At 60.3% G+C, this 23,248-nt stretch carries 23 protein-coding genes and 1 pseudogene; 19 read left to right on the top strand and 5 right to left on the bottom strand.

Annotated elements, in window-relative coordinates:
- Positions 1–6: 6 nt before the first annotated feature.
- The 6 genes from rplS (at position 7) to ACQK2G_RS02205 (ending at position 5,242) form a co-directional block, all read left to right on the top strand.
- Complete coding sequence (gene rplS / locus ACQK2G_RS02230; protein ID WP_425403385.1) at positions 7–480, top strand: 50S ribosomal protein L19; 474 nt, start codon at positions 7–9, stop codon at positions 478–480.
- A 103-nt stretch (positions 481–583) separates the two neighbouring features.
- Entirely contained in the window at positions 584–1,990 is a 1,407-nt protein-coding gene (gene leuC / locus ACQK2G_RS02225) for a 3-isopropylmalate dehydratase large subunit (RefSeq protein WP_425403384.1), read from the top strand.
- Positions 1,991–2,035: 45 nt separating this feature from the next.
- Entirely contained in the window at positions 2,036–2,257 is a 222-nt protein-coding gene (locus tag ACQK2G_RS02220; RefSeq protein WP_425403383.1) for a hypothetical protein, read from the top strand.
- Positions 2,258–2,290: 33 nt separating this feature from the next.
- Positions 2,291–2,914, top strand: coding sequence for a 3-isopropylmalate dehydratase small subunit (gene leuD / locus ACQK2G_RS02215; protein WP_425403382.1), 624 nt, complete (start codon positions 2,291–2,293; stop codon positions 2,912–2,914).
- A gap of 108 nt (positions 2,915–3,022) precedes the next feature.
- Complete coding sequence (locus ACQK2G_RS02210; RefSeq protein ID WP_425403381.1) at positions 3,023–3,880, top strand: AraC family transcriptional regulator; 858 nt, start codon at positions 3,023–3,025, stop codon at positions 3,878–3,880.
- Between the two features lie 93 nt (positions 3,881–3,973).
- Complete coding sequence (locus tag ACQK2G_RS02205; protein WP_425403380.1) at positions 3,974–5,242, top strand: S8 family serine peptidase; 1,269 nt, start codon at positions 3,974–3,976, stop codon at positions 5,240–5,242.
- Positions 5,243–5,247: 5 nt separating this feature from the next.
- Here the strand turns inward: ACQK2G_RS02205 and ACQK2G_RS02200 are convergent, their stop codons facing one another.
- Positions 5,248–6,459: a trypsin-like peptidase domain-containing protein gene (locus ACQK2G_RS02200; RefSeq protein ID WP_425403379.1), complete on the bottom strand. Its 1,212-nt coding sequence runs from the start codon at positions 6,457–6,459 to the stop codon at positions 5,248–5,250.
- A gap of 98 nt (positions 6,460–6,557) precedes the next feature.
- On the opposite strand from ACQK2G_RS02200, the pseudogene ACQK2G_RS02195 reads away from it, so the two are divergent.
- Positions 6,558–6,950 (top strand): annotated as a pseudogene (locus ACQK2G_RS02195) (PAS domain-containing protein); the annotation flags it as partial.
- Positions 6,951–7,043: 93 nt separating this feature from the next.
- A complete protein-coding gene (locus ACQK2G_RS02190) occupies positions 7,044–8,258 on the top strand; it encodes a PAS-domain containing protein (protein WP_425407604.1) in 1,215 nt (404 codons plus the stop codon).
- A 50-nt stretch (positions 8,259–8,308) separates the two neighbouring features.
- Here ACQK2G_RS02190 and ACQK2G_RS02185 read toward each other — a convergent pair whose 3' ends face one another.
- Together ACQK2G_RS02185 and ACQK2G_RS02180 are read right to left on the bottom strand one after the other, a co-directional pair.
- Complete coding sequence (locus tag ACQK2G_RS02185; protein WP_425403378.1) at positions 8,309–8,836, bottom strand: c-type cytochrome; 528 nt, start codon at positions 8,834–8,836, stop codon at positions 8,309–8,311.
- Complete coding sequence (locus tag ACQK2G_RS02180; RefSeq protein WP_425403377.1) at positions 8,836–9,306, bottom strand: c-type cytochrome; 471 nt, start codon at positions 9,304–9,306, stop codon at positions 8,836–8,838. The genes ACQK2G_RS02185 and ACQK2G_RS02180 overlap by 1 nt, the downstream gene beginning before the upstream one ends.
- On the opposite strand from ACQK2G_RS02180, the gene ACQK2G_RS02175 reads away from it, so the two are divergent.
- From ACQK2G_RS02175 to ACQK2G_RS02145, 7 genes are all read left to right on the top strand, one after another.
- Entirely contained in the window at positions 9,305–9,568 is a 264-nt protein-coding gene (locus ACQK2G_RS02175; RefSeq protein ID WP_425403376.1) for a hypothetical protein, read from the top strand. The genes ACQK2G_RS02180 and ACQK2G_RS02175 overlap by 2 nt on opposite strands.
- Positions 9,555–10,670 carry a 3-isopropylmalate dehydrogenase gene (leuB, locus tag ACQK2G_RS02170; protein ID WP_425403375.1) on the top strand — a complete coding sequence of 372 codons (1,116 nt, stop codon included), beginning with the start codon at positions 9,555–9,557 and terminating at the stop codon, positions 10,668–10,670. Before ACQK2G_RS02175 ends, leuB begins: the two co-directional genes overlap by 14 nt.
- Before the next feature lie 61 nt (positions 10,671–10,731).
- Complete coding sequence (gene pncA / locus ACQK2G_RS02165; protein ID WP_425403374.1) at positions 10,732–11,373, top strand: bifunctional nicotinamidase/pyrazinamidase; 642 nt, start codon at positions 10,732–10,734, stop codon at positions 11,371–11,373.
- A 1-nt stretch (position 11,374) separates the two neighbouring features.
- Positions 11,375–11,923 (top strand): thermonuclease family protein, encoded by a 549-nt coding sequence (locus ACQK2G_RS02160; RefSeq protein WP_425403373.1) that lies wholly within the window; start codon positions 11,375–11,377, stop codon positions 11,921–11,923.
- Positions 11,924–11,956: 33 nt separating this feature from the next.
- Positions 11,957–12,412 (top strand): thermonuclease family protein, encoded by a 456-nt coding sequence (locus ACQK2G_RS02155; protein WP_425403372.1) that lies wholly within the window; start codon positions 11,957–11,959, stop codon positions 12,410–12,412.
- A gap of 197 nt (positions 12,413–12,609) precedes the next feature.
- Entirely contained in the window at positions 12,610–13,731 is a 1,122-nt protein-coding gene (locus ACQK2G_RS02150) for a substrate-binding domain-containing protein (RefSeq protein ID WP_425403371.1), read from the top strand.
- A gap of 1 nt (position 13,732) precedes the next feature.
- On the top strand, positions 13,733–15,910 hold the full coding sequence (locus tag ACQK2G_RS02145; RefSeq protein ID WP_425403370.1) for an ATP-binding protein: 2,178 nt from the start codon (positions 13,733–13,735) through the stop codon (positions 15,908–15,910).
- A 50-nt stretch (positions 15,911–15,960) separates the two neighbouring features.
- Here the strand turns inward: ACQK2G_RS02145 and ACQK2G_RS02140 are convergent, their stop codons facing one another.
- The gene (locus tag ACQK2G_RS02140; protein WP_425403369.1) at positions 15,961–16,587 is read right to left on the bottom strand and encodes a class I SAM-dependent methyltransferase; all 627 of its coding nucleotides are present in this window, start codon (positions 16,585–16,587) and stop codon (positions 15,961–15,963) included.
- Positions 16,588–16,715: 128 nt separating this feature from the next.
- Here ACQK2G_RS02140 and ACQK2G_RS02135 point away from each other — a divergent pair, with 128 nt between their 5' ends.
- The 4 genes from ACQK2G_RS02135 to ACQK2G_RS02120 all read left to right on the top strand — a co-directional run bounded on the left by ACQK2G_RS02135 (position 16,716) and on the right by ACQK2G_RS02120 (position 22,310).
- Positions 16,716–17,600, top strand: coding sequence for a LysR family transcriptional regulator (locus ACQK2G_RS02135; protein WP_425403368.1), 885 nt, complete (start codon positions 16,716–16,718; stop codon positions 17,598–17,600).
- A 152-nt stretch (positions 17,601–17,752) separates the two neighbouring features.
- Positions 17,753–17,920, top strand: coding sequence for a hypothetical protein (locus ACQK2G_RS02130; RefSeq protein WP_425403367.1), 168 nt, complete (start codon positions 17,753–17,755; stop codon positions 17,918–17,920).
- A 320-nt stretch (positions 17,921–18,240) separates the two neighbouring features.
- The gene (locus tag ACQK2G_RS02125) at positions 18,241–19,269 is read left to right on the top strand and encodes an aspartate-semialdehyde dehydrogenase (RefSeq protein ID WP_425403366.1); all 1,029 of its coding nucleotides are present in this window, start codon (positions 18,241–18,243) and stop codon (positions 19,267–19,269) included.
- Positions 19,270–19,436: 167 nt separating this feature from the next.
- Positions 19,437–22,310 carry a hypothetical protein gene (locus ACQK2G_RS02120; protein ID WP_425403365.1) on the top strand — a complete coding sequence of 958 codons (2,874 nt, stop codon included), beginning with the start codon at positions 19,437–19,439 and terminating at the stop codon, positions 22,308–22,310.
- On the opposite strand, the gene pdxY is transcribed toward ACQK2G_RS02120, so the two are convergent.
- The gene (gene pdxY / locus ACQK2G_RS02115; protein ID WP_425403364.1) at positions 22,307–23,167 is read right to left on the bottom strand and encodes a pyridoxal kinase PdxY; all 861 of its coding nucleotides are present in this window, start codon (positions 23,165–23,167) and stop codon (positions 22,307–22,309) included. The two genes, ACQK2G_RS02120 and pdxY, sit on opposite strands and share 4 nt — an antisense overlap.
- Between the last annotated feature and the right edge of the window lie 81 nt (positions 23,168–23,248).

Genomic DNA, 23,248 nt, shown 5'->3' with positions numbered 1-23,248 from the left:
GGACCGATGAACATTATCGAGCAGCTTGAAAGCGAACAGCTCGGCAAGCTGACGGAAGGGAAGAACATTCCCGACTTCCGTCCCGGCGACACCGTGCGCGTTCTGGTGAAGGTTGTCGAAGGCAACCGCGAGCGTGTGCAGGCCTATGAAGGCGTCTGCATCGCCCGTAAGAATGCCGGCCTGAATAGCTCCTTCACCGTGCGGAAACTGTCCTACGGCGAAGGCGTGGAACGTGTGTTCCCGCTGTACAGCCCGCGGATCGAAGGCGTCGAACTCGTCCGTCGCGGTAAAGTCCGCCGTGCGAAGCTGTACTACCTGCGTGGTCGTACCGGTAAGGCGGCGCGCATTTCCGAGCGCACCCGTGGGGTCGTTCGCGGCAAGGCCGCCGCGTCCGCCGCGGCGATGAGCGCGGAAGAACTGCAGGCGCAGGCTGCTCCGCCGGTCGAAGCGACCGAAGCGGAAACCAAGACCGAGGAGTAATCTCGGCAGCGTATGCCCTTCCCCCCTGATTGGGAAAAATCGGGGCCCGTGGCGGGCCCCGGATCAGGCGGGGAAGGATCGATTGTTTTGGAGGGAACCGGGAATGTCAGGACCAAAGACGCTATTCGATAAGATCTGGGAAAGCCATCTGGTGGATCAACAGGATGACGGAACCTGCCTGATCTACATCGATCGGCATCTGGTCCACGAAGTGACAAGCCCGCAAGCCTTCGAAGGGCTGCGCATGTCCGGGCGGAAGGTCCGCCGCCCGGACGCCACCTTGGCCGTGGCGGACCACAACGTGCCCACCACAGACCGGTCGGCCGGGATCGCAGATCCGGAAAGCCGGCTTCAGGTGGAAACGCTGGAAAAGAACGTCGCAGAATTCGGCGTGCCCTACTTCGACACGACCGATATCCGGCAGGGCATCGTTCACATCATCGGACCGGAACAGGGCTTCACCCTGCCGGGTACGACGATCGTCTGCGGTGACAGCCACACCGCTACCCATGGCGCCTTCGGCGCGCTGGCCTTCGGCATCGGCACCTCCGAAGTCGAGCATGTGCTGGCCACCCAGACCCTGCTGCAGAAGCCGCTGAAGAACATGCGCGTCACGGTCAACGGCGCCCTGCCCAAGGGCGTGACCGCGAAGGACCTGATCCTGGCGCTGATCGGCAAGATCGGCACCGCCGGCGGTACCGGCCATGTCATCGAATATGCCGGTCAGGCGATCCGCGACCTCAGCATCGAAGGCCGCATGACCGTCTGCAACATGACGATCGAGGGCGGCGCGCGCGCCGGTCTTATCGCACCGGATGAAAAGACCTTCGAATACTTCAAGGGCCGCCCGATGGCGCCGAAGGCCGGACAATGGGAAGCCGCTGTCGCCTATTGGAAGACCTTGCCGTCCGATCCGGGCGCCACGTATGAAACTGAAGTGACGCTGGACGTCGCCGACATTCCGCCGCAGGTGACCTGGGGTACCAGCCCGGAAAACGTCGCGCCGATCACCGGCAACGTACCGAACCCGGCCGATGCGGGCGACCAGAACAAGGCGCAGGCGATGCAGCGGGCGCTGGACTATATGGGCCTCACCGCCGGCCAGAAGATGACCGATGTGAAGATCGACAAGGTTTTCGTCGGGTCCTGCACCAACGGCCGCATTGAAGACCTGCGCGAAGCCGCCGCCATCGCCAAGGGCCGCAAGGTAGCCGACGGCGTGCATGCGATGATCGTTCCGGGGTCCGGCCTGGTGAAGGAAGAAGCCGAGCGCGAAGGTCTGGACAAGATCTTCGTCGAGGCCGGCTTCGACTGGCGTGAGCCGGGCTGTTCCATGTGCCTGGCCATGAATGCCGACAAGCTGAAGCCGGGCGAGCGCTGCGCATCGACCAGCAACCGTAATTTCGAAGGCCGTCAGGGCCGGGGCGGCCGCACCCATCTAGTCAGCCCGGGCATGGCTGCCGCCGCCGCGATCAAGGGCACCTTGGCGGACGTACGAGAATTCCTGTAAGCGGCGTCCGTTCGGGCTGCCTTCGAGGATTAGGGGAGAGAGTTCATGAGTGCAGTCGCCTTGGCCGAATGGGAGAGCTTCGTAAGCCGCCTGTTCAAGAAGGACCTCGATACCAATGGCTGGTTCGTGGAAATCATCTATGCCGACGAGACCGGTGCGAACGACAATGAGCGGCAAGCCACCTTCGGCCTCGGCCTCATCGATGCCGATGAAGACGATCTGAGCGAGTTCGATTTCTTTTGGGATACCCGCCGCCGGCGCGGCTAAAGCCCGGTAAGACGAGAACACGGGAGAGGACAGATGCAGAAATTCAAGACCCTGACCGGGATCGCAGCGCCGCTGAACATGATCAATGTCGATACCGACATGATCATTCCGAAGCAGTTCCTGAAGACCATCGAACGGACCGGTCTCGGCAAGCATCTATTCGACGAAATGCGCTATGATCCGGAAACCGGTGAAGAAAAGCCGAATTTCGTTCTGAACAAGCCGCAGTACCGGAACGCGGAAATCCTGGTCGCGGGCGATAATTTCGGCTGCGGTTCCTCGCGCGAACACGCCCCCTGGGCGCTGCTGGATTTCGGGATCCGTTGTGTCCTGGCGCCCAGCTTCGCGGACATCTTCTATAACAACTGCTTCAAGAACGGCATCGTCCCGATCAAGCTGCCGCGCGAACTGATCGACACATTGATGGAAAAGGCCGAGCGTGGTTCGAACGCCACCTTCACGGTCGATCTGGAAAAGCAGGTCATCACCGACCCGGACGGCACGGAAATCTCCTTCGAGATGGACGCCTTCCGGAAGCATTGTCTGCTGAACGGTTTGGACGATATCGGCCTGACCCTGCAGAACAAGGGGAAGATCGACACGTTCGAGGGCAAGCAAGGCGCCGGACAGCCCTGGCTGTACCGGGAAGCGAGCTGACCGACCGTTGGTCCGATACCGGGATTGCAAAGTGAATTTCAGCAATCCCGGTTAAGACGGCTTGCTCACAGGCCGTCTATTCTGGCCCCGCCAACACGGTGAGGAGCCATGCAACACATCCTGAAAGCCATCGATCGCATTGAGACCCATCTTGGGGAAGATCTGCGTCTCGATGAAATAGCCGACGCGGCCGGTGTGTCCCGTTATCATTTCTGCCGGACGTTCCAGGCGATGACCGGATGGACGGTCATGGGCTATGTCCGTGCCCGACGCTTATCCAAGGCCGCGGAGACATTGCGCGACCAGGATACGCCGATCGTCGATATCGCACTGGACATCGGTTTCGGGTCACAACAGGCTTTCACGCGTTCCTTTTCCGACTTTTTCGGTGTCTCCCCCGGTGCCGTCCGGGGTGGCCGCTGGGCGGGAACGGAACGGCTCGTGCCTCCTCTATCGAACGCAACCCTGACATTCCTGAAGGAGCAAGAGATGATGGAGCCGAAAATTGTCGATAAGGGCCGCTTTGCCGCGATCGGCTTGAAGGGCAGTTTCCAGCGGGACACTACCGGCGATATTCCCGCGCTGTGGGAGACCGTCGAGGGCCGCTGGCAGGAACTGCTGCCCTTGATGACCGAAGGCGGAATCGGTGCCTGCATCGGCGACAACGGCCGAACCGACCGGTTCGACTATATCGCCGGCGTCATAGCCGATCCGGACGCGATGCCGCCCGACGGAATGGACAAGATCATCATCGAGCCTCAGACCTATGCGGTTTTCACTCACAAATTGACCGGCGCCAATATCAACATCGATATCAAGCCGACCCTGCAGCACATCTTTGGCACCTGGTTGCCGAATTCCGGGTTCCGCCTCGCCGAAAGTCCGGACTTCGAATATTACGGTGAACGGTTCGACCCGGTGAACAAAACCGGCGAGATCGACTTCTTCGTCCCCGTTACACGCTGAACGCGACCCGTTGCCCGGTTGACTTCGCATGGCAGTGGTTGATGCTGAAAGCGCAGCCGCTGCCGTTACCTTGCCAACCGACATGGGCGACCCGTGAAGCGTTTAGAGACTTACCTATTCCTTGCAGCCGCGATGTTTCTTGTCTGCGGCGGATCGGCATCGGGATACGATGAGAATCGTTTCGCCGAATTGCAGGAACTGACACGGAAAGCCTGCACGGTAAATCCGACCTATCCCGGCGCAGTGGCGGACGAACGCTGGTCGGCCCGGGCGATCGAGGATTTCGTCGGCATCGATGCCCGTTTCCGACGCAGTTTCAGGCTTACGGACCCTAATGGGGTGGCGGTCGTTATCGGCCTCGACGGCTACGGCTCCACCGTGAGGCGCACGCATAGCGACATGCGGTTGAACGGTGTTCCCTTCGCGTCCATCGATCTCGGTCCCAAATGTGCGTTTCGGCAAGCGCGCATCCTGGAAAGAGACGGCGAGGAGGAATTCCTTCTGGTGCTCGGACCGGACCTGCAGCCGCAAGGCGACCCGGAACCGCTGAACCCACCCATACCGCCGGGAGAAGATCCGGACGGTATCACCGTCGTCCATGTGGATACCGGTGTGAACTACCTGCTGCCGGCAATTGCCCAACGTCTGGCACGGGGCGACGGCGGTTTCATCCTGGGTTACGATTTCTGGGACATGGATCCCCGGCCGTTTGACATCGAGACGTCACGCTCGCCGTACTTTCCGATCCGGCACGGGACCAGCGTCGCCAGTATTCTGATACGGGAAGCGCCGATGACGCGCCTGATTCCGTATCGTTATCCGCGGCCGGACATGCGGCGGATGGGTGAGATCGTCGCCTATGCCGCGCGGAACGGCGCGCGCATCGTGATGATGCCGCTGGGTAGTAATCGGGAGATCGATTGGCGGGTCTTCGCCCTGGCCGCGGAACAGCATCCCGAGATCCTGTTCATCGTTTCCGCTGGGAATGACGGCCGCGACATCGACGAGGAACCGGTCTATCCCGCGGCCCTCCCGTTGGAGAACATGATCGTCGTCACCTCCGCCGATTCCTTCGGCCGACTGGCCAAGGGGTCGAATTGGGGCGCCGGATCCGTCGATTTGATGGTGCCTGCCGAAAGCATCGAAACGGTGGATCACCGCGGCGCGGTCGTCGAGGCTTCGGGATCCAGCTATGCGGTGCCGCGCGTCACCGCCATGGCCGTTCGAATGTTGCAGCAGCATCCCGACTGGACATCGAATGATCTGATCACCGCTCTCAAAGCGAGAGCCGGACGATCAATGGAGCGTGGCGCAGCGAAAGTGAACTGGGGCTGGGTGCCCAACCCCCTGGACGACCGCTAGGACGGCTAACGTGCCAGATCCCGGGGCGACGGGCGGGGCGGCGGCGATTTGATGAACTTTTCCGCGGCGGGGACGAGGTTCGGGTTGGACGCCTTCAACCGCTCGAAGGACGTGGCGGCGATATCAGTATCGCCTGCCCAAACACCGGCCTGAATACCATAGCGAATGACCAACGGATCGTCGGGAATATACTGCATCAGGAAGCGAAGATGCGGGATTTCCTGTTCGAACCGTCCGGTCAGGTGGTAGGTCACCACGGCGGTCATCCGAGCATTCAGCGAATTCGGGTCCTGTTCCAGCGATGCCTCGGACGCCTCAATCGACCGGCCGAAAAGACCCGATGCGCCGAAGGCTTCGGCGGCAAGATCGAAATACTGCCGGTTGCCGGTCCCCATACAGGCGGTCTCGAGCCGATCCGCCTCGGCCTGTGTCAACGCCGAGACCGTCCCGCGCCGATCCTCCAACATCAGGGTACAGTGCCGGATCGCCTTACCAATTTTATCGCTCGCGGTGCTGAACGCCGGTCCGCTACGCGCCTTCAGTTCATCAATGGCGGCCGCCGGAACGGCCTCATTGCGCCCTTTGCCGCCGGAGGCAATGATCCCCACCAACACGCCCGTCTCCGTGACGAGGGCACCGCCGCTATTGCCCGGCTGGCTATAGGCGGAGTGGTGTACACGTGCCAGCGGATGCCCTTCGGCGGGCGTCATGACGATCTTCCCCGACGGATAGGCGCGGATAGCCCGCATGGCTACATCCGCCCCGACGGTATGGACCTTCACCCCGGCATCGACCGCGGGCACCTGGGACACATCCATAACCGGACCCGGCGGCAGATCCGCGACCTCTATCAGCACGATGTCGCCTCGATAGTCGGTCGGCAGCACCACGCCCTTTAGCCGCCCTCCGTCAGGCAGAAAGACCGTCACATCGGTTTCATCCGCCACCGCATGCCGCGATGTGACGAGCGTATCCGGCCCGATCCGGACGGCACTGCCCAAGGGGTCGAAAGAGGAAATGGTAAAAACGGACGCGCGGACCGAGCAGACCGGCGCCGGATGCTCGCAGTCACTTGCCTGGAGAGGTGCGGCGGATCCGCAGAAAACCGTGAGAAAAATCAGAAATGTGCGCAGCGCTCGCCCGAACGATCGATTGGAATATCCCCGATGCCAGCAAAATTTTTGAAGATATTCGCCCGCAAAATTATCGTTATTCATCACTCATTAACCCACACAAGATAGGTAAATTTCTTCGAAAATTTATCGATTGCTGATTTAGGAACCATGAATACCCTGGAATCGCAACATAGGTATTGATGATCGGTCGGATGAAAATAGCAAGAACACTGGATTTCGATCCTGTCGTCCTCGCCGATGCTTTGGAAAACCTGGGACAGGGCGTCAGCTACTTCGACGGCGACCTGCGTTTAGTCTATTGCAATACGCATTACCTCCGGCTGCTCGATTTCCCAAAGGAACTCGGCCTGCCCGGCACACCCGCCGAAGCCTATTTCCGTTACAACGCCGAGCGCGGTGAATACGGTGACGGCGTTATCGAGGCGCAGGTGGCGGAGCGGGTCGAACTGGCCCTGAAGTTCGAAGCCCATCAGTTCGAGCGCACTCGGCCCGACGGGCAGGTCCTTCGTATCCAGGGCTTCCCGATCGATGGCGGCGGCTTTGTGACCACATACCAGGACATCACGGAACTACGCCAGTACCAGACGGAGTTGGAACGCGCCAACGAACGCCTCGACGAACACGTGCGGGAACGGACGCGGGAATTGGCGGACCGGGAACGCGAACTGCAACGCAAAACGGCGACACTGGAACGCATCCTGGAAAGCGTGGAGCAGGGAATTTCCCTATGCGACCGAAACCTGGACCTTGTCGTTGCCAATCGCCGTTGTTCGGAATTGCTCGGCCTGCCCGATGAACTTCTGCGACCCGGCACGCCCTTCTTCGACGTGATGCTCTACAATGCCAAGCGCGGAGAATACGGCGAGGGCGACCCGGTCGAACTGGCCGAACAACGTGTCGCACTGGCGATGCGGTTCGAGCCGCATCGCTTCGAGCGTGTCCGGCCCGACGGTACGGTGCTGGAAGTTGTCGGATTTCCGGTACCCGAAGGTTTCGTCACCACCTTTACAGACATCACGGAACAGAAAGCCACCGAAAACCTGCTCAGGGCTTCCAAGCTTGAGCTGGAACAACGCGTGGAAGACCGAACGGCCGAGTTGCAACGCCAGTTGCAACAGACCGAACGTGCGCAGGAGGAGATGAGCCACGCCAAGGATCGGGCGGAACAGGCCAGCAAGGCAAAATCCGATTTCCTGGCGCAGATGTCCCACGAATTACGGACTCCGTTGAACTCTATCATCGGCTTTTCCGACATTATCCGCAGCGAGGTTTTCGGCCCGGTCGAGAACAGCCGTTACAAAGAATATGTCGAAGGGGTGCATTTCTCAGGCGTCCACCTTCTGTCTCTCATTAACGATATTCTGGAATTGGCCCGATTGGAGGCAGGAAAGGTCGCGCTGGTCGAAGATATCGTAGACCTGAGCAGCCATGCCGACGAAGCGCTTCTGCAGCTGCGTGAGCGGGCAAGGGCGGAAGGCGTCGACATGAAAAACCGGATATCGTCTTCCGCGAACAAAATTCTCGGCGACTCCCGCCGCGTCTATCAGATGCTGCTGAACCTTTTGTCGAACGCCATCAAGTTCACGCCGGATGGCGGAGAGGTCATCCTGTTTTCGGAACGCATGGAGGACGGCCGTCTTGTCCTGGGCGTGAAGGATGACGGTATCGGCATGTCACCCGCCGACATCGAACAGGCCTTGGAACCGTTCACACAAGTCGGCGGCAGTGTTCTAAACGCCCAGGAAGGGTCCGGCCTGGGTCTGACAATCGTCAAGGGTTTGATCGAGCAGCATGACGGTGAAATCGACATTGCGTCGAAACCCGACGAAGGGACGACTGTCCGATTGATCTTCCCGGCCAGCCGATGCGTTTCGGCCTGACGCTGTTTCAGGCCGTCCTGCCCCAGCCTTTCCGCCCTATTCCTTCTGCCCTACTCTTCCTGCCGGAACTGTTCGTGACAGTTCTTGCAGGTTTTCACCAAGCGGGTTGCCACAGGCCCGGCCGGTTGGGCCGGATCGTCGGAATAAGATACCGTCTCTCCAAAACCTTCCGATCCATTCGGGGCCACCGTCTTCAACAACAGCGCTTCCCTCCTCATCTCTTCGACGAGGGTCTTGAAGGTCACCCAGTCCTCCCAAATCTCGGGCAGGGCCTCGCTCGGGGGATCCAGAGACCCTTCCGGGAATTTTTCCAGCAGACTTTCACCGCCATGCAGCAGTATCCGGTTTGCCGCAGCCGTAAGTCTTTCGGGGTCGTAGCCCTGCTTGCCGCGCATCATCGCAACAATAGACTTCGTCGCTTTCCCGATCGATACCATCGCGTCCATTCGGTCCTTCACCACGCAGGTCGCCGTCGAATGGGCGTGGGCCGCCGAACCAGCCGCTATCAGGATCAGGACCAAAGCAATCGATTTAAACCGCACGTTCACCCATTCCTTCGCAATTCGCCAGGGGAACATCAGGAGGAATTCCGGCGCGAAACTTCGGTGCGTCGGGCCTGCTCCTCCCGGATCTCATCCGGCCAGGTGCTCTTGATATAGTTCAGCACATCGATGATTTCCTGATCGGAAAGCACCCCCTCAAAAGCCGGCATGTCGGACTGATAGCCCGGCCCCGCGGTCGCCTGCGGGCCGAATTTCGTCATCACGAACAGCATTTCGTCGGGGTGGTGCCAGGTATGGCCGCTGGGATCGTGCGGCGGTGCCGGCAGGCGTCCATCCGGTTTCCTGCTCCGCCAGTTCGGTTGGCCCTCCAGATTCACACCATGGCAGGCGGCGCAGTGATCGGCATAAACCGCCTTTCCCTGCGCGATCCTGTCCGGAGTCGCCGCAGTCTGTACCCCTTCTTCCTGCTGTCCGGTTCGGTACAGCATCGTCCCACCGATGGCCGCTGCGGCGACAACGAAGACGGCCAAGGGCAGAAATCGCATGAAAGACTTGGAAGTAATTGCAGCCTCCCGCTCTCTTCTTGTTAAAATTCATCAACGAATTCCGAGACTTAAAGGTTCCCGCAGGGGGAAGGTCAAGGTCGGCCGCCGCGACATGTTGCTACCTGGACCTGCCGTCACGGGATATTTGCCGGAATCCGGCCCCTTCAACCCCTGGCGCGAAGCCGCCCGGCCCGGTAAAAGCATCGGGCAAATCAGGAAATGCCAAGAATTTAAGGGGAAATCTGTCCATGGCATCCAATAAGACTCTTTTGATGCTGCCCGGTGACGGGATCGGTCCGGAAGTTTGCCAGGAAGTCCGCAAGGTCCTCGACTGGATGGACAAGCGGCGTGCCGTATCCTTCAACGTGAAGGAAGGCCTCGTCGGCGGCGCCGCATACGACGCCCATAAGGCCGCCATCACCGACGAAACGATGCAGGACGCCATGGATGCGGACGCGGTTTTGTTCGGCGCCGTCGGCGGACCGCAATACGACAATCTGGGTTGGGACGTCCGCCCCGAGGCCGGTCTTCTGCGCCTGCGCAAGGAAATGGACCTGTTCGCGAACCTGCGCCCCGCCGTCACTTTCGATGCGCTGTTGGATGCCTCGACCCTGAAACAGGAAGTCATTCAGGGCCTCGACATCATGATCATCCGCGAACTGACCGCCGGCGTTTATTTCGGTGAGCCGCGCGGCATGCAGACCCTGCCGGACGGCACGGAACGCTGCATCGACACGCAAAGCTATACCAAGGCTGAAATCGAACGCGTCACCGAAGTCGCCTTCGACCTGGCCCGCAAGCGGAATGGCAAGGTTCACTCCGTCGAAAAGGCAAACGTCATGAAGACCGGCGTCTTCTGGCGCAAGACCGTCAGCGACCTGCACAAGTCCGGCGATTATGACGATATCGAACTGCATCACATGTATGCGGATAACTGCGGCATGCAGCTGGTCCGCAACCCGAAACAGTTTGACGTCATCGTCACCGACAACCTGTTCGGGGATATGTTGAGCGACGTTGCCGCGATGCTGACCGGTTCGCTCGGCATGCTGCCCTCCGCTTCGCTCGGCGCGGTCGACGAATTCGGTCGCCGCAAGGCCCTGTACGAGCCGGTTCACGGCAGCGCACCGGATATCGCCGGCCAGGGTATGGCCAATCCGTTGGCCATGCTGCTGTCCTTCGCCATGACGCTGCGCTACTCTTTCGACCTGCAGGAAGATGCGGACCTGCTGGAACAGGCTGCCCAAGCGGTACTGAGCCGCGGCATTCGCACCGGCGACATCATGGCGCCGGGCGCGGAAAAGGTCTCGACCGCGCAAATGGGCGATGCCGTTTGCGAGGAGTTGGACAAGCGCGCGGCTTAAGGGTTCGAAACCCGCGCATTGAAGACAACCACACGGCCGGGACGGCGGAAAGGATGAACGGATGGGAAACCTGACGGTTGAGCCGACCGATGTCCTGGTCGTGGTGGATGTCCAGAACGATTTTTGCGAGGGCGGCGCCCTTGCCGTGCCCGACGGCGAAGGATGCATCCCGGCGGTCAACCGCCTGATTGCTCTGTTCGACACCGTCGTATTGACCCAGGACTGGCACCCGGCCGGTCATTCCTCCTTCGCTTCCAGCCATACCGGGAAGAACCCTTTCGAAACCGTGCAGATGCCCTATGGCGACCAGGTTCTTTGGCCGAACCACTGCGTTCAAGACACGTTCGGCGCCGAATTCCATCCGGCAATGAACAGCACAAAGGCCAGCCTGATCATCCGCAAGGGTTTCCGCCCGGACATAGACAGCTATTCCACATTTTTTGAGAATGATCGTAAAACTGCGACCGGTCTGACCGGATACCTGAAGGGGCGCGGCTTCACGAGAATCTTCCTCGTCGGGCTCGCGACTGATTTCTGCGTCGCGTGGTCTGCGCTCGACGGCCGCTCCGAAGGATTCGATGTCGTGCTGGTTGAAGATGCCTGCCGCGCCATCGATCTGGACGGGTCCTTGAACACCGCAACGAAAGAAATGGCAGAGGCTGGCGTCGTGTTCTGCAAATCAGACGAGGTCCGGGCAACATAACATGGGCGGAAACGGATCAAACCGCGTCATCTGTAACCGGTTCCGTCGATCGTCCATTCTGCTCGTCCTGCTGATCCCCTTCCTCTTCTCCGTTGCACCAACCCCCGCGCCGGCAACCGGATCGTCCGATCGATCCTTTACCCCGCGCACCCTTCATATCCGTGTGACCCAGGTCCGCGCCGGCGACGAAATCCAATCCGGCGGCTTGAAGATCCGCTTGATGGGGATTGTCGCGCCGCCTTTCGGCACACCGATCGGCAGCGACGCGGTACTGTTTCTGAACACCTTGATCCTGAATCGCGACGTGGTTTGCCGCCTTTCCGGACGGGCCTTTCGAGACCAGGAACTCGGCACATGCCGGATCGGCGGTCGGGATATCAGCGAACTACTGGTCCGCGAGGGCCTCGCCTTGCCCTGCCGTCGGCTAGGGGGGCGCCTCTATGACACGGACGTCAAACGCGCCAAGGATACCGGGATAGCGGACAGCTTTACCCCACCTCTGTATTGCGGCAAACCCTCGTCAAGCGAGGATGAAATTCCACGCATATGAGGTCCCAAAGCATACGAGGTCATAGAGGAAACCATGATCGCCAGACTTCGCCTTGTTCTGCCTGCGCTTGCGATTTTACTGTTCGCCGCGCCGGCCACGGCCCAGACCCCGAGCACCTTGACCGGTTTGGTCTCGGACGTCCCCTCCGGCGACGAAATCGCGATAGGGGATACCCGGATTCGCCTGCAAGGCATTGCCGCCCCCGGCCGGTACATGCCTCTGGGCGGCGATGCCACGGCTTTCATGCAATTGCTGGTAATGCAAAAAGAAGTGACCTGCCATCTGACAGGCGAGCGGACACGCGGGCGGGAGGTCGGCATCTGCGAATGGAATGGTGTGGACATCGCCCAGGTCATCGTGCGCGAAGGCCTTGCCCGTGACTGTCCCCGTTTCAGCGGGGGCCGCTATGCCAACGATGAGCGGGAAGCAAAAGACACTGGATTGCTCGATGCCTATCCCCTGCCGGCCTATTGCGGTAAGGGTGTATGATCGCGGCATCGAAGCCTGATTCCACACTGGTTATTGCACTTGCTGCCCGCGTTAAATTGTAAATATTATAACTTTCACATGAACGCATGGCGAACGTTGGAAACCAAAAAATGCAAGTGGTGACCAGTTCCAGCGAGGGCGGCGGTCGATCCGGTTTCCGGCGTCCATCAATTGCGTGTTCAGGGTGGCTGAAGCCCATGCAGCGGTCACGTGCAATCGTTTCGAGGATCGTCTTGGCATGGGCACTGTTCCTAATCGGCTCAGGCACGGCATTTGCGGATCAATTCAATCACGACTACTGGCGTCTTCCCGAATTTCTGGAAGCACACCCCGAACAGGCGGCCCTTGCCCGAGCCTTTGAAGAAATAGTGCGTGCCGCCGGGGTGCCGCCCAATGTGGAACAGCAGGCGCCGGTTCGTATCTTCATCGTCTATCCGGGGCTGCAGCAATCGGACTATTGGCGGCGCAGCGTCGACTCTTTCGAATCGCGCATGCGCGAACTGGGCCTGGAATTCGAAATTACCGAGCGCTTCACGAAACCGGGTACGGATCTGCGGCTGCAAGGAACATTGATCCAGGAAGTGATCCGGACCTCGCCAGATTATCTTATCTTCACTCTCGACGCACTGCGTCACCAGGGCATGATCGATAGGGTTAACAGCATCGGCAAGACGAAGATCATTTTGCAGAACATCACGACGCCGCTTCGGGCATTCGATGGCAAACAGCCGTTTCTGTATGTCGGTTTCGACCATCTGCTCGGCACGCGTATCTTGGCCCGGGAGTATGCCCGGCGATTTCCGGAGGGAGCGCGCTACGCCGTTTTCTTCGGTCCGAAGGGATATGTCAGCCAAATGCGCGGGAACACATTCATCGAGGAAATGGAACGCCGTCCCGGGATGGATCTGCGCGCCAGCTTTTATGTCAATTTCGACAGGGCCCGCGCCCGTAAAGCCGCCAAGGAAATACTGTCCCGTGAACCCGACCTGGACTTCATATACGCCTGTTCGACCGACATTGCCCTTGGCGTGATTGACGCGATCGACGAATTGGGTATGCAGGGGAAGGTTCTGGTAAACGGCTGGGGCGGCGGGTCCGCCGAGTTGGCTGCGATGCGAGAGTCCAAGCTGGCATTTTCGGTGATGCGCATGAACGACGACAATGGCGTTGCCATGGCGGAAGCAATTTCCCTGGACCACCAGGGGAAAGCGGAACAGGTCCCGACCGTGTTTTCGGGCGACATTGTTAAGATTGATGGGAACATGACCGAAGGTGACCTCAAAGCCCTGGAGGCACGTGCCTTCCGGTATTCGAGGTAGCATGAAATCCGTGCTTAACGATGTTCGCTTTTCCCATGTCGTCGCGACCGCGTTGCTGTCGGTATTGACGGTCGTAACCATTGTTACGATTGGGAGCATTTATTTTGTATCGAGACTCGCGGTCGAAGAAGATATCAGCCTGATCAAGAAGAAGAGCGATGCGATCGCCCAGCTTTTGGTCAGTTCCAGAAAAGCGGGTCTGGGCTCCGCGATCGACTCGGCGGTTCAAAGCGATGCTCTGCAAAAAGCGTTACAGGCGCAAGATTCCCAGACGCTGGATGAAATACTGACGGCGATCCTCTACACCAAACAGCAAGGTCATTTGGATTTCCTTTACATCCGCGACCACAACAGTCCTCTGCAACAGGAAATCAGCGATCACCCGGCAGGCAATGAGTACATGGCGGCATTGGTCGAGGCCTCGCCCACCGCGGAATATTCGAGCCGGATCTTCGCTCGGCCGAACAACGGGGCAACACTCGTCGCGATCACGACCAAACGACACATAATCTCAGCCGATACCGGGGAGGTGCTTGGAGACCTGACCGGCGGCATTTTCATGAATAGAAACAACGACCTCCTGCGGGAATTCCAAGAACTTTCCGGTGCACAGAGATCCGCGCTGCTCTTTGGCGATCAAATTATAACGGCAAATCCCAGTCCGGATTGGATTAGTTCGCTTCCGAAAACGGAGGGCGGACAGCAACACCACGTCTCACTCGACGACAGACTGATATTCGATTTCAGCATCGGAAAGGACGGTGCCGGAACAGACGACTTGTCCTTGGTAAGTGAACAGTCCGTTCAGGTGGTTGAACAGCTTGCGACCTCCTTTCTGAAAGTGATTGCCGTCGTCGTCGTAGCCATTCTGTTGACCACGTTGATCGCCACCAGGGTCATTCTGAACTTTTCGATGCGCGCGCTCGATACGCTCACACGGTATTCGGAAGGCATCCTGTCCGGCGCACGGATCAAACCATTTCAAGGATCTCGGGTTCGGGAATTCAATGTCGTCGGCAGCACGCTTGAACACGTGGCGGGTGCACTAAAAGACAGCGAAGGCCGGTTCCGGGACTTCGCTGATTGCGGCGCGGACTGGTTTTGGGAAACGGACCAGAACGGTACCTTTACCTTCATGGACGGCAAAACGGTCGACATCATCGGGTTGGAGCCGGAAGAACTTCTCGGCAAGAACCGCAAGCAGATTCGTGTCGAATTGAGTCAGGAAGCTGTGCCGGAATTGAGCGCTCTGGACGACGTGATGGCGAAGCAGGAACCGATCGTGAATTTCGAAGCATCCTGGGGACACCCCGATGGACGGACGCGCTACGTATTGCTGAACGCCCGTCCGGTCCTGGACGAAGACGGGGAATTCATCGGGTACCGGGGTGTGGGCCGGGATATATCGGCGCGCAAGGCCGCAGCCTTCGAAGCGGTCAGGGCCCGCCAGCATGCGGAAGAAGCAAGCCAGGCGAAGTCGCACTTCCTGGCCAGCATGAGCCACGAATTGCGTACTCCGTTGAATGCCATCATCGGGTTTTCGGAGCTACTCATGCTCGATTCCGGCAAGACATTGACCGACTCCCAAAAGGATTATTTGAACAGCATCCTGACCGGCGGCAGACAATTGCTGGGTTTGGTTGATCAAGTTCTTGATCTGGCGGCAATCGAAGACCAGCGGATCGATGTCCATTTTCAGGAAACCTCCCTCACGGACCTTGTCGCGGAATGTGTTGCCTTGGTGGACGCCTTTGCGGAAACCAGGGGGGTCACGATCGAAAACCGGCTGCAACCAGGCAGCATGCCTGCGGTTCGGACCGATCCCGTGCGCCTGCGCCAGATCGTGATCAACCTTTTGAACAATGCAGTGAAATTCAACCGGGAAAACGGCTCGGTCACAATTGAGGCGACCCAGCGGCCCGGCGGTGTCCTGCGCCTTTTCATCGCCGATACGGGCATCGGCATACCGGCGGAGGATCGCGAAACGATCTTCCGCCTGTTCGGCAGCCTGCATCGCGATTCCTTCACCGCGACCGAGAGCTACGGCATCGGTCTCGCGGTGTCCAAGCAATTGGCCGCCGCGTTGGAGGGCGATCTCGACTTCGACAGCGAGGTCGGCGAAGGCAGCACGTTCTGGGTGGACATCCCCTGCGCCGAACGGCAGGTGAGCGCGGCGTGAAAGTCCGGGACTGGAGACCCGGGCTTGCCCCGGATGTCTCCGCGATCAGCCTATTCAGGCTTACGGGCAGCGACGAACCAGGAGGCAGCAGCGCCGTCGAAGGAACGGGCCTGGAGGATTTCAAACCCGGCATCCTGAATCATCCGCTCCACTTCCGTTTTCGAGAGCCGCCGCACGAAAGGCGCGTATCCGATCCATTGCATCACCGCGATCAGCGGCCGCCACAACGGCGACATTTCCCGCAGGCAGGCTGTCTTGGATACGAAATGGCCGCCGGGCTTCAGAAGATCATATGCACGCTTCACCGTGCCTTCCGCATCGGGCATCAGATGCAAAAGGTTGAAAGCCAGAACCGCATCGAAGCTGCCTTCCCCGAAATCCGGCGCACCGGCATCGCAGCAAACGAAGTCCACATTGTCGATCCCTTGGTCCTCGGCCTTGCCGCGCGCGATCCCGAGCATCGCAGGGGAGATATCGCTCGCCGTGATATGCGCCGCGTCACCCGTAAGTTTCAACGCCGTGCTGCCCGTGCCGCAGCCGAGTTCCAGGACCCGGTCCGTCCCCGACAGAAAAGCGCGCGTGCGCTCCAGGGTCTGTTCATAAGCGGTCAGATTCTTCACCGGTTGCCGCGCGTATTTTTCGGCAATCCTGTTCCAGAAATCCGCTGATCCGTTCACCGTCACATCCATCTCTCACCCGCCCACACCCGGATTCGGGCGCTTTCCAATCGTTTCCGGGGTCGTTCTACCCATACGGATACAAAATAGAAATTGCGGAAATTTCGAGAGTATATATACGAATATGCATGAATTGGGCAGCCGTCACATTCGATTGGAATCAGGCGCGCGCCTTTCTCGCCACGGTGGAGGAAGGGTCGTTGAGCGCTGCGGCGCGGGCATTGAAGCTGACGCAACCGACCTTGAGCCGTCAGGTCGCCGCGCTGGAACAGGCTTTGGGCGTCACGCTGTTCGAACGGGTTGGCCGTTCCATGGTCCCGACCGCGGCCGCGTTGGAACTGCTGGACCATGTGAAGAGCATGGGGGAAGCGGCCGCCCGGATTTCCCTCTCCGCCTCCGGCCAGGCGCAAGCGATTGAGGGCAAGGTTTCGATCACGGCCAGCGACGGCCTCGCCGCCGTTCAACTGCCATCGGCCCTTGATCGGCTGCGCCGCGAAGCGCCGGGCATTCAGGTCGATATCGTCGTTTCCAACGACATCCGCGATTTGCGTCTGCGCGAGGCGGATATCGCCATCCGCCACGTCCGCCCCGACCACCCGGACCTGATCGCCAGGCGTCTGCCCGACAGTGTCGGCCACCTTTACGCCATGCCCGCCTATCTGGACCGCGCCGGCCGTCCCGCAACCCTTGCCGAACTCTCTACCCATGACATCATCGGCCATGGCGACACGGCCCGGATGATGGAGTTCCTCGCCGCTTACGGCCTGACCCTGACCGAACGCAGTTTCGTGCTGTCCGCCGATAATGGTCTGGTCGTGATGGAATTGATGAAACAGGGGCTCGGCATCACCGCATTATCCCGCGAAATGGCGAATACGGTTCCCGGCATCGAAGCCGTCCTGCCCGACGAACTCGCCGTCCCCATCCCCGTCTGGCTGGTGACCCACCGCGAACTCCATACAAGCCGGCGCATCCGCACGGTCTTCGACTTGCTGGCAGACGAGCTCGGATAGCATCCCGCCCGAATGCCCCTTGCACCCTGGGCGGGTTTGCCCGTATATCACTGCCCTGGACTGGATCACCGCTCCGTGATGGGTGTTTCGTTGCGGCGCGGTACATATCAGTGTAGTCTGTTGGTTCCGGATCACAGGCGGAGGACTATCCGATGCGTAAGCTTTTCGTGATTGCCATGACCGTGCTTGGTTTGACCGCGTTCGCCGCGGGCGCTTCGGCGTGCCCGTATATGGATCAGGTCGCCGATAAAGAGAAACAGACTACCACCGTCGCCAAGGGAAAGAGCGACCAGTCCACCACGTCCGAAACCGACAGCTGAACACAGCGGAATAGGACGAGAAGGCGGGCCGCTCCGGAAAGGGCGGCCCGAAGTTTTTTGGACACGGTTTCAGGAACTTGAACGGCCCGCCCCTCCAAACCGACGGAAGTCGGGGCCGGTGAATTTTCCGGGCGACGGGCGGAGTGATCCAACCACCCCACCTTCGATCTCGAGTACGGCCCCGCGGGGGCCCTGGCCGACCACGGGCGATGAAAAAGCCCGGAAATCCGCCAGGGAATTGAATCCCGCAGGGTCTTGGGGTAAACAGCGCGCCGCCGAAGGAAAAAGGTGCGGCGCCGAATTTTTAAGGAAAACCAACGATGGGTTATCGTGTTGCAGTCGTCGGAGCATCCGGCAATGTGGGCCGGGAATTGCTGAACATCCTGGCGGAACGTGAATTTCCGGCGGACGATGTGATCGCGCTGGCATCCAGCCGCTCCCTCGGCAAGAAGGTTGCGTATGGCGAGGATAACGAAATCGCCTGCCAGAACCTGGCGGATTTCGATTTCAAGGGCGTCGACATCGTCCTCTCCTCCCCGGGTGCGAAGGTTTCCGCCGAATTCTCGCCCAAGGCCGCCAAGGCCGGCGCGGTGGTGATCGACAACACCTCCCACTTCCGGATGGACCCGGACGTTCCGCTGGTGGTTCCGGAAGTGAACCCGCAGGCGGTCGCCGGCTTCACCAAGAAAGGCATCATCGCCAACCCGAACTGCTCCACCATTCAGATGGTCGTGGCGCTGAAGCCGCTGCATGACGCGTTCGGGATCGAGCGCGTGGTCGTTTCCACCTATCAATCCGTTTCCGGCGCCGGTCGCGAAGGGATGGACGAGCTGTTCAACCAGACCAAGTCGGTCTACGTAAACGACCCGATCACCAAGGAAAAGTTCACCAAGCAGATCGCCTTCAACTGCATTCCCCATATCGACTCTTTCATGGATGACGGATCGACCAAGGAAGAATGGAAGATGGTGGTCGAGACGAAGAAGATCCTGGACCCGAAGATCAAGGTTACCGCGACCTGCGTTCGCGTGCCGGTCTTCATCGGCCATTCGGAATCCGTGAATATCGAGACGACCAAGCCGATTTCCGCGGACGAGGCGCGATCGGTCCTGCGCAAGGCGCCGGGCATCTCGGTCATCGATTTCCGCCAGGACGAAGGCTATGTCACCCCGCATGAATGCGCCGGGGAAGACGCAGTCTATGTCAGCCGCATCCGCGACGACATCACGGTGGAGAACGGCCTGAACATGTGGGTCGTTTCCGACAACCTGCGCAAGGGCGCCGCATTGAACACGGTGCAGATCGCAGAAGTGCTCGTGAATGACGGCTACCTGCGCAAGGCGGCCTAAGAACACGGTCCAACCGTTCCAATAAGGCGGTTTTCCAATTTCGGGGGGCGCGGTGCCGGATGATCTCCTGTTCCGCGCCTTCTTTTTCCGAAAAATAAAAAGAATATGGCGCGGCGACCCAGCGAGAGTGCTTCCATCCGCCTGCGAGGCACACTACCATCCCGGCAATGAGCGGGGACAAAGACAAATCGACCCAACGGGACCCTTCCGCCACCGGCGCGCCGGATGGCGTCACCTTTTCGTCCTATATGAAGGATAAGGCGCCCACGGTGTCCCGCATACTGCAGGAAGCGGAAGAGCGCACCGCCGCCCTTGCCGCCGCCAGTGGTGACGGCGATGACGACCTCGACCTGGAATTGGTCGACGCTGACGAAACCGGCGCGGAGCAAGATGATCCTTTCGTTACCGCCGAAGAGGAAAGTTTCGACATTTCGTTCGACGATCCGGAGGAAAACGACGGGGAAGAAACGCCGGCATCCATCCTTTCGAGCGACGACGACCCCGCCGCCGACATGACGGAAACGTTCCTGGCCCAACAGACCGTGTCGGAAGATGACGAGGAAGAAGACCTCGGCCCGCCCCTCCCCGACCTGTCCGCGCCGGCCTCCGAAGATTTCCCGTCGGGCCCCGAGGCGGACGAGACAGACAATGTGGACGAGACGGCATTCGATGAGTTCGAAGCGTTAGAGCAAAGTTCGGTTGAACACAGCGACCAGGACGAGAACGGGGACGGAGAGGAACTGCCCGACATCGAATTCGCCGACGACGAGGACGGATCTTCCATCGAAAACCTTGCCACGGAGACGCCGGAAAACGCCGAACCGCTCGATTTGGCTGAATTGGACGAGGGTCTGGATATCACCTTCGACGACGCGCCGGCGCCCGCGCCGCAGGAACCGGAGACCTCGGAACCGCCCGCCCGCGATGACGACGGTTTCGACTCGCCATACACAATCGAAACAGGGGCCGATCCCGAAACGGCCGAAATGGTCTTGCCCGATGCGGATTTGCCCGACGTGGACTTGCCCGCAGCAGATCTGCCAGAGGCGGAAATGCCCGATATCGAAATGTCGGATTTCGATGACGAAGCGTCGGCCGAAACAGAGCATGAGGAAGATGGTCTTCCGGAACCCGCCGATGAATTCGCCGACTGGGGAACGGACGACGACGGTGACGAAGACCTCGGACCGCCGTTGCCGGACCTTTCGGGCCCGGCACAGGATGACAGCGGCGCGCAGGAAGAACTCAACGTCGAACCGGCGGAAGAGCCCGATTCAGCCGAGGTGCCGCTTCCGGATGCGGCCGACGAAGATGCTTGGCCCGACGCGCAGGATTTCCCGGAACCGGCATCCGAAATCGAAGACGGCGACGCCGATACAATCGATGAAACGCTCGATGAAAGCCTGGCCGAGTCCGATGAAACGGATGACGAACTGACGTTGGAGATCGAAGGATTGGACTTCCAGCCCGGCGCGCCAATCGACGGGGACGAACCAACGGAAGACGGCCGTGCGGAAGCGGATGAACTAGCGCCCGATGCGCCCGAACCGGAAGTCGAGTCCGAGGTCGAGCCGGACACCGACGTTGAAATGGCGGCCCCGTCGGACGACGGCAGCGAACCGCCCACCACGGACGGGCCATCCATCCCGGCCCCCGGCGTCGCGGAACCGGCAAAACCGGTGACGGTGCAGGAAGCCTTGATGGCGGCCATCGAACTGCATCGGATTGGAGACCTCGCGGGCGCGGCGCGCGGTTATGAGGGGCTGGTGCGGCGCTTCCCCAACTCCTCCGCCGGCTGGATCAATCTCGGCATCGTGCTGCGCCGCCTGGGCAAATTGGACGCTGCCCTGGTCGCTCTGCGCCGCGGCGTGATGCTGAACCCGAAAGACGGTGCGGCCTGGTCCAATCTAGGGAACGCTTTGCGGGCGGCGAACTATCTTGAAGGCGCGAAGCGTGCGCAGATTAAGGCCATCAGCCTGAGCCCGGGCGCCGCGCAAATCCATTACAACATGGGTCTGGTCAATCGCGATTTCGGCGAACTGGTGGAAGCAGATGCCTGCTTCCGGCGCGCCGATCTGCTTGGTTACACCAATCCCGACCTCGCCTGGGATCAATCGCTGACATTGCTGTTGAGCGGTAATCTGGAGGAAGGGTTCGAGGCATATGAGGCGCGCTGGAACCTGCCCGAGACCCTTCAGCGATACGCCGACCTTCCGCGCTGGAACGGCGCAGCTGAGCCGGACAAGACTATCGTCGTGCACGCCGAACAGGGTTTGGGTGACAGCCTGCAGTTCTGCCGCTATGTGCCTGCGCTGAAGTCCCGCGTGGGCCGGTTGATCTTCGAGGTTCAACCGCCTCTCGTCGATCTTCTTAAAGCCTCACCCCGTTTTCAGGGCGTGGAGATTCATGCCCGCGAACAGGCCCATGTGGACGCGGATATGCAGATCCCGCTGTTGAGCGCGCCGAAACTGCTGCCGCTGGGCGAATTCGTCCTGCCCGGCCGTGAACCTTATCTGTCGCCGCCGCCGAACGGACCGCGCACCGGCGACGGCGGGTCCACGCCGCGGATCGGTATCGCCTGGGCCGGAAAGCCGACCCACAAGAACGATGCCAACCGGACGACGGGATTGAGCGCCTTCACCGCGCTTTTCGATGTTCTGAATGCGCGATTCTACAGCCTTCAGATCGGCCCGGCGCAAGCGCAGATCGGCGACCTGTCCCTTGGCGCCGTCATCCAGGACCTCAGCCCGGCAATCCGCAATTTCGCCGATACCGCATCGCTGCTTCAGGACCTGGACCTGGTCGTGACCGTCGATACATCCGTCGCTCACCTGGCCGGCGCCATGGGAAAACCGGTCTGGGTGATGCTGCCCTTCGCGCCGGATTGGCGTTGGCAATTACAGCGGCAGGACAGCCCCTGGTATCCGAGCATGCGCCTGTTCCGCCAGACCAGGCCCGGCGACTGGGACGAGGTCTTCATGCGGGTGCGTGCCGCCCTGGACGACTGGCTGCAGTCGCCGGATCGCGCGGGTCGGGATTAGCCCGCAATCTCCCTAGCCTCAAAACGGCGTTGCGGCGAGACGATTGCATTCTGCGCCTCGACCAGCGCCATCTCCCGCCGCCCCAAATCCCGTGTCTTTTCCAACACCGCATAGACCGCCGAAATCGTATCGCCCAGGGCGGAACCCGGGTCACGCCCCTTCAGGGTCGCCGCCATGAACAGCGCCGCCGTCATATCGCCGGCACCGTTGGGGTTGATCGGGAAGGAAAGCCGCGGCGTTTCCGCCAACCAGGCGCAGTCCTTGGATACCAGTAGCATTTCGACGGCATCCGGCGGGCCATCGGCCCGTTCCAGGCTGGTCACCAGGACCAACCGAGGCCCTTTCGCACACAGTCTGCGGGCCGCGCCGATCAGATCCGGCAGGCTGTCACCGTCGAACGGGCTCATTGCCTGCAATTCGAATTTGTTGGGGGTCAACACATCGGCGAGCGGCAGTGCGGTATCCTGCATAAACCCGGCCACCCCGTCGGACACATAGAACCCGCGGCCCTCATCCCCCATCACCGGATCGCAGCAATATATCGCTTTCGGATTTGCCTGCCGCACGCGGCCCACCAGATCCGCCACCACCGAGCCCAGTCCAGGATTGCCGACATAACCGGTCAGCACCCCATCGCATTCCACGAAAATTCCTCTCTCCTCCATCCCCTGCAGGACTTCCCGGACGGTTTCCGGCGAGAGCACGGGGCCCCGCCAACCGTCATAGCCGGTATGGTTTGAGAACAGCACGGTATGGACCGGCCAAACGGTAAGGCCGTGCCGCTGAAAGGGGAAAACCGCCGCCGAGTTCCCGACATGCCCGAAGCTGACATGCGATTGGATCGAGATCACATTCATGACCTTCGCGATACACGGCGGCTTACAGACTGGCAAGCTTGTCAAAGAATAGCCGCGGCGTATCCTGCGCCCCGCCTTCGA

The sequence above is a fragment of the Hwanghaeella sp. genome (assembly GCF_965227365.1).
Lineage (GTDB): Bacteria > Pseudomonadota > Alphaproteobacteria > UBA8366 > Aestuariispiraceae > Hwanghaeella.
The sequence above is the reverse complement of the archived record's forward strand: the minus strand, read 5'-3'. Positions and strand labels throughout refer to the sequence as shown.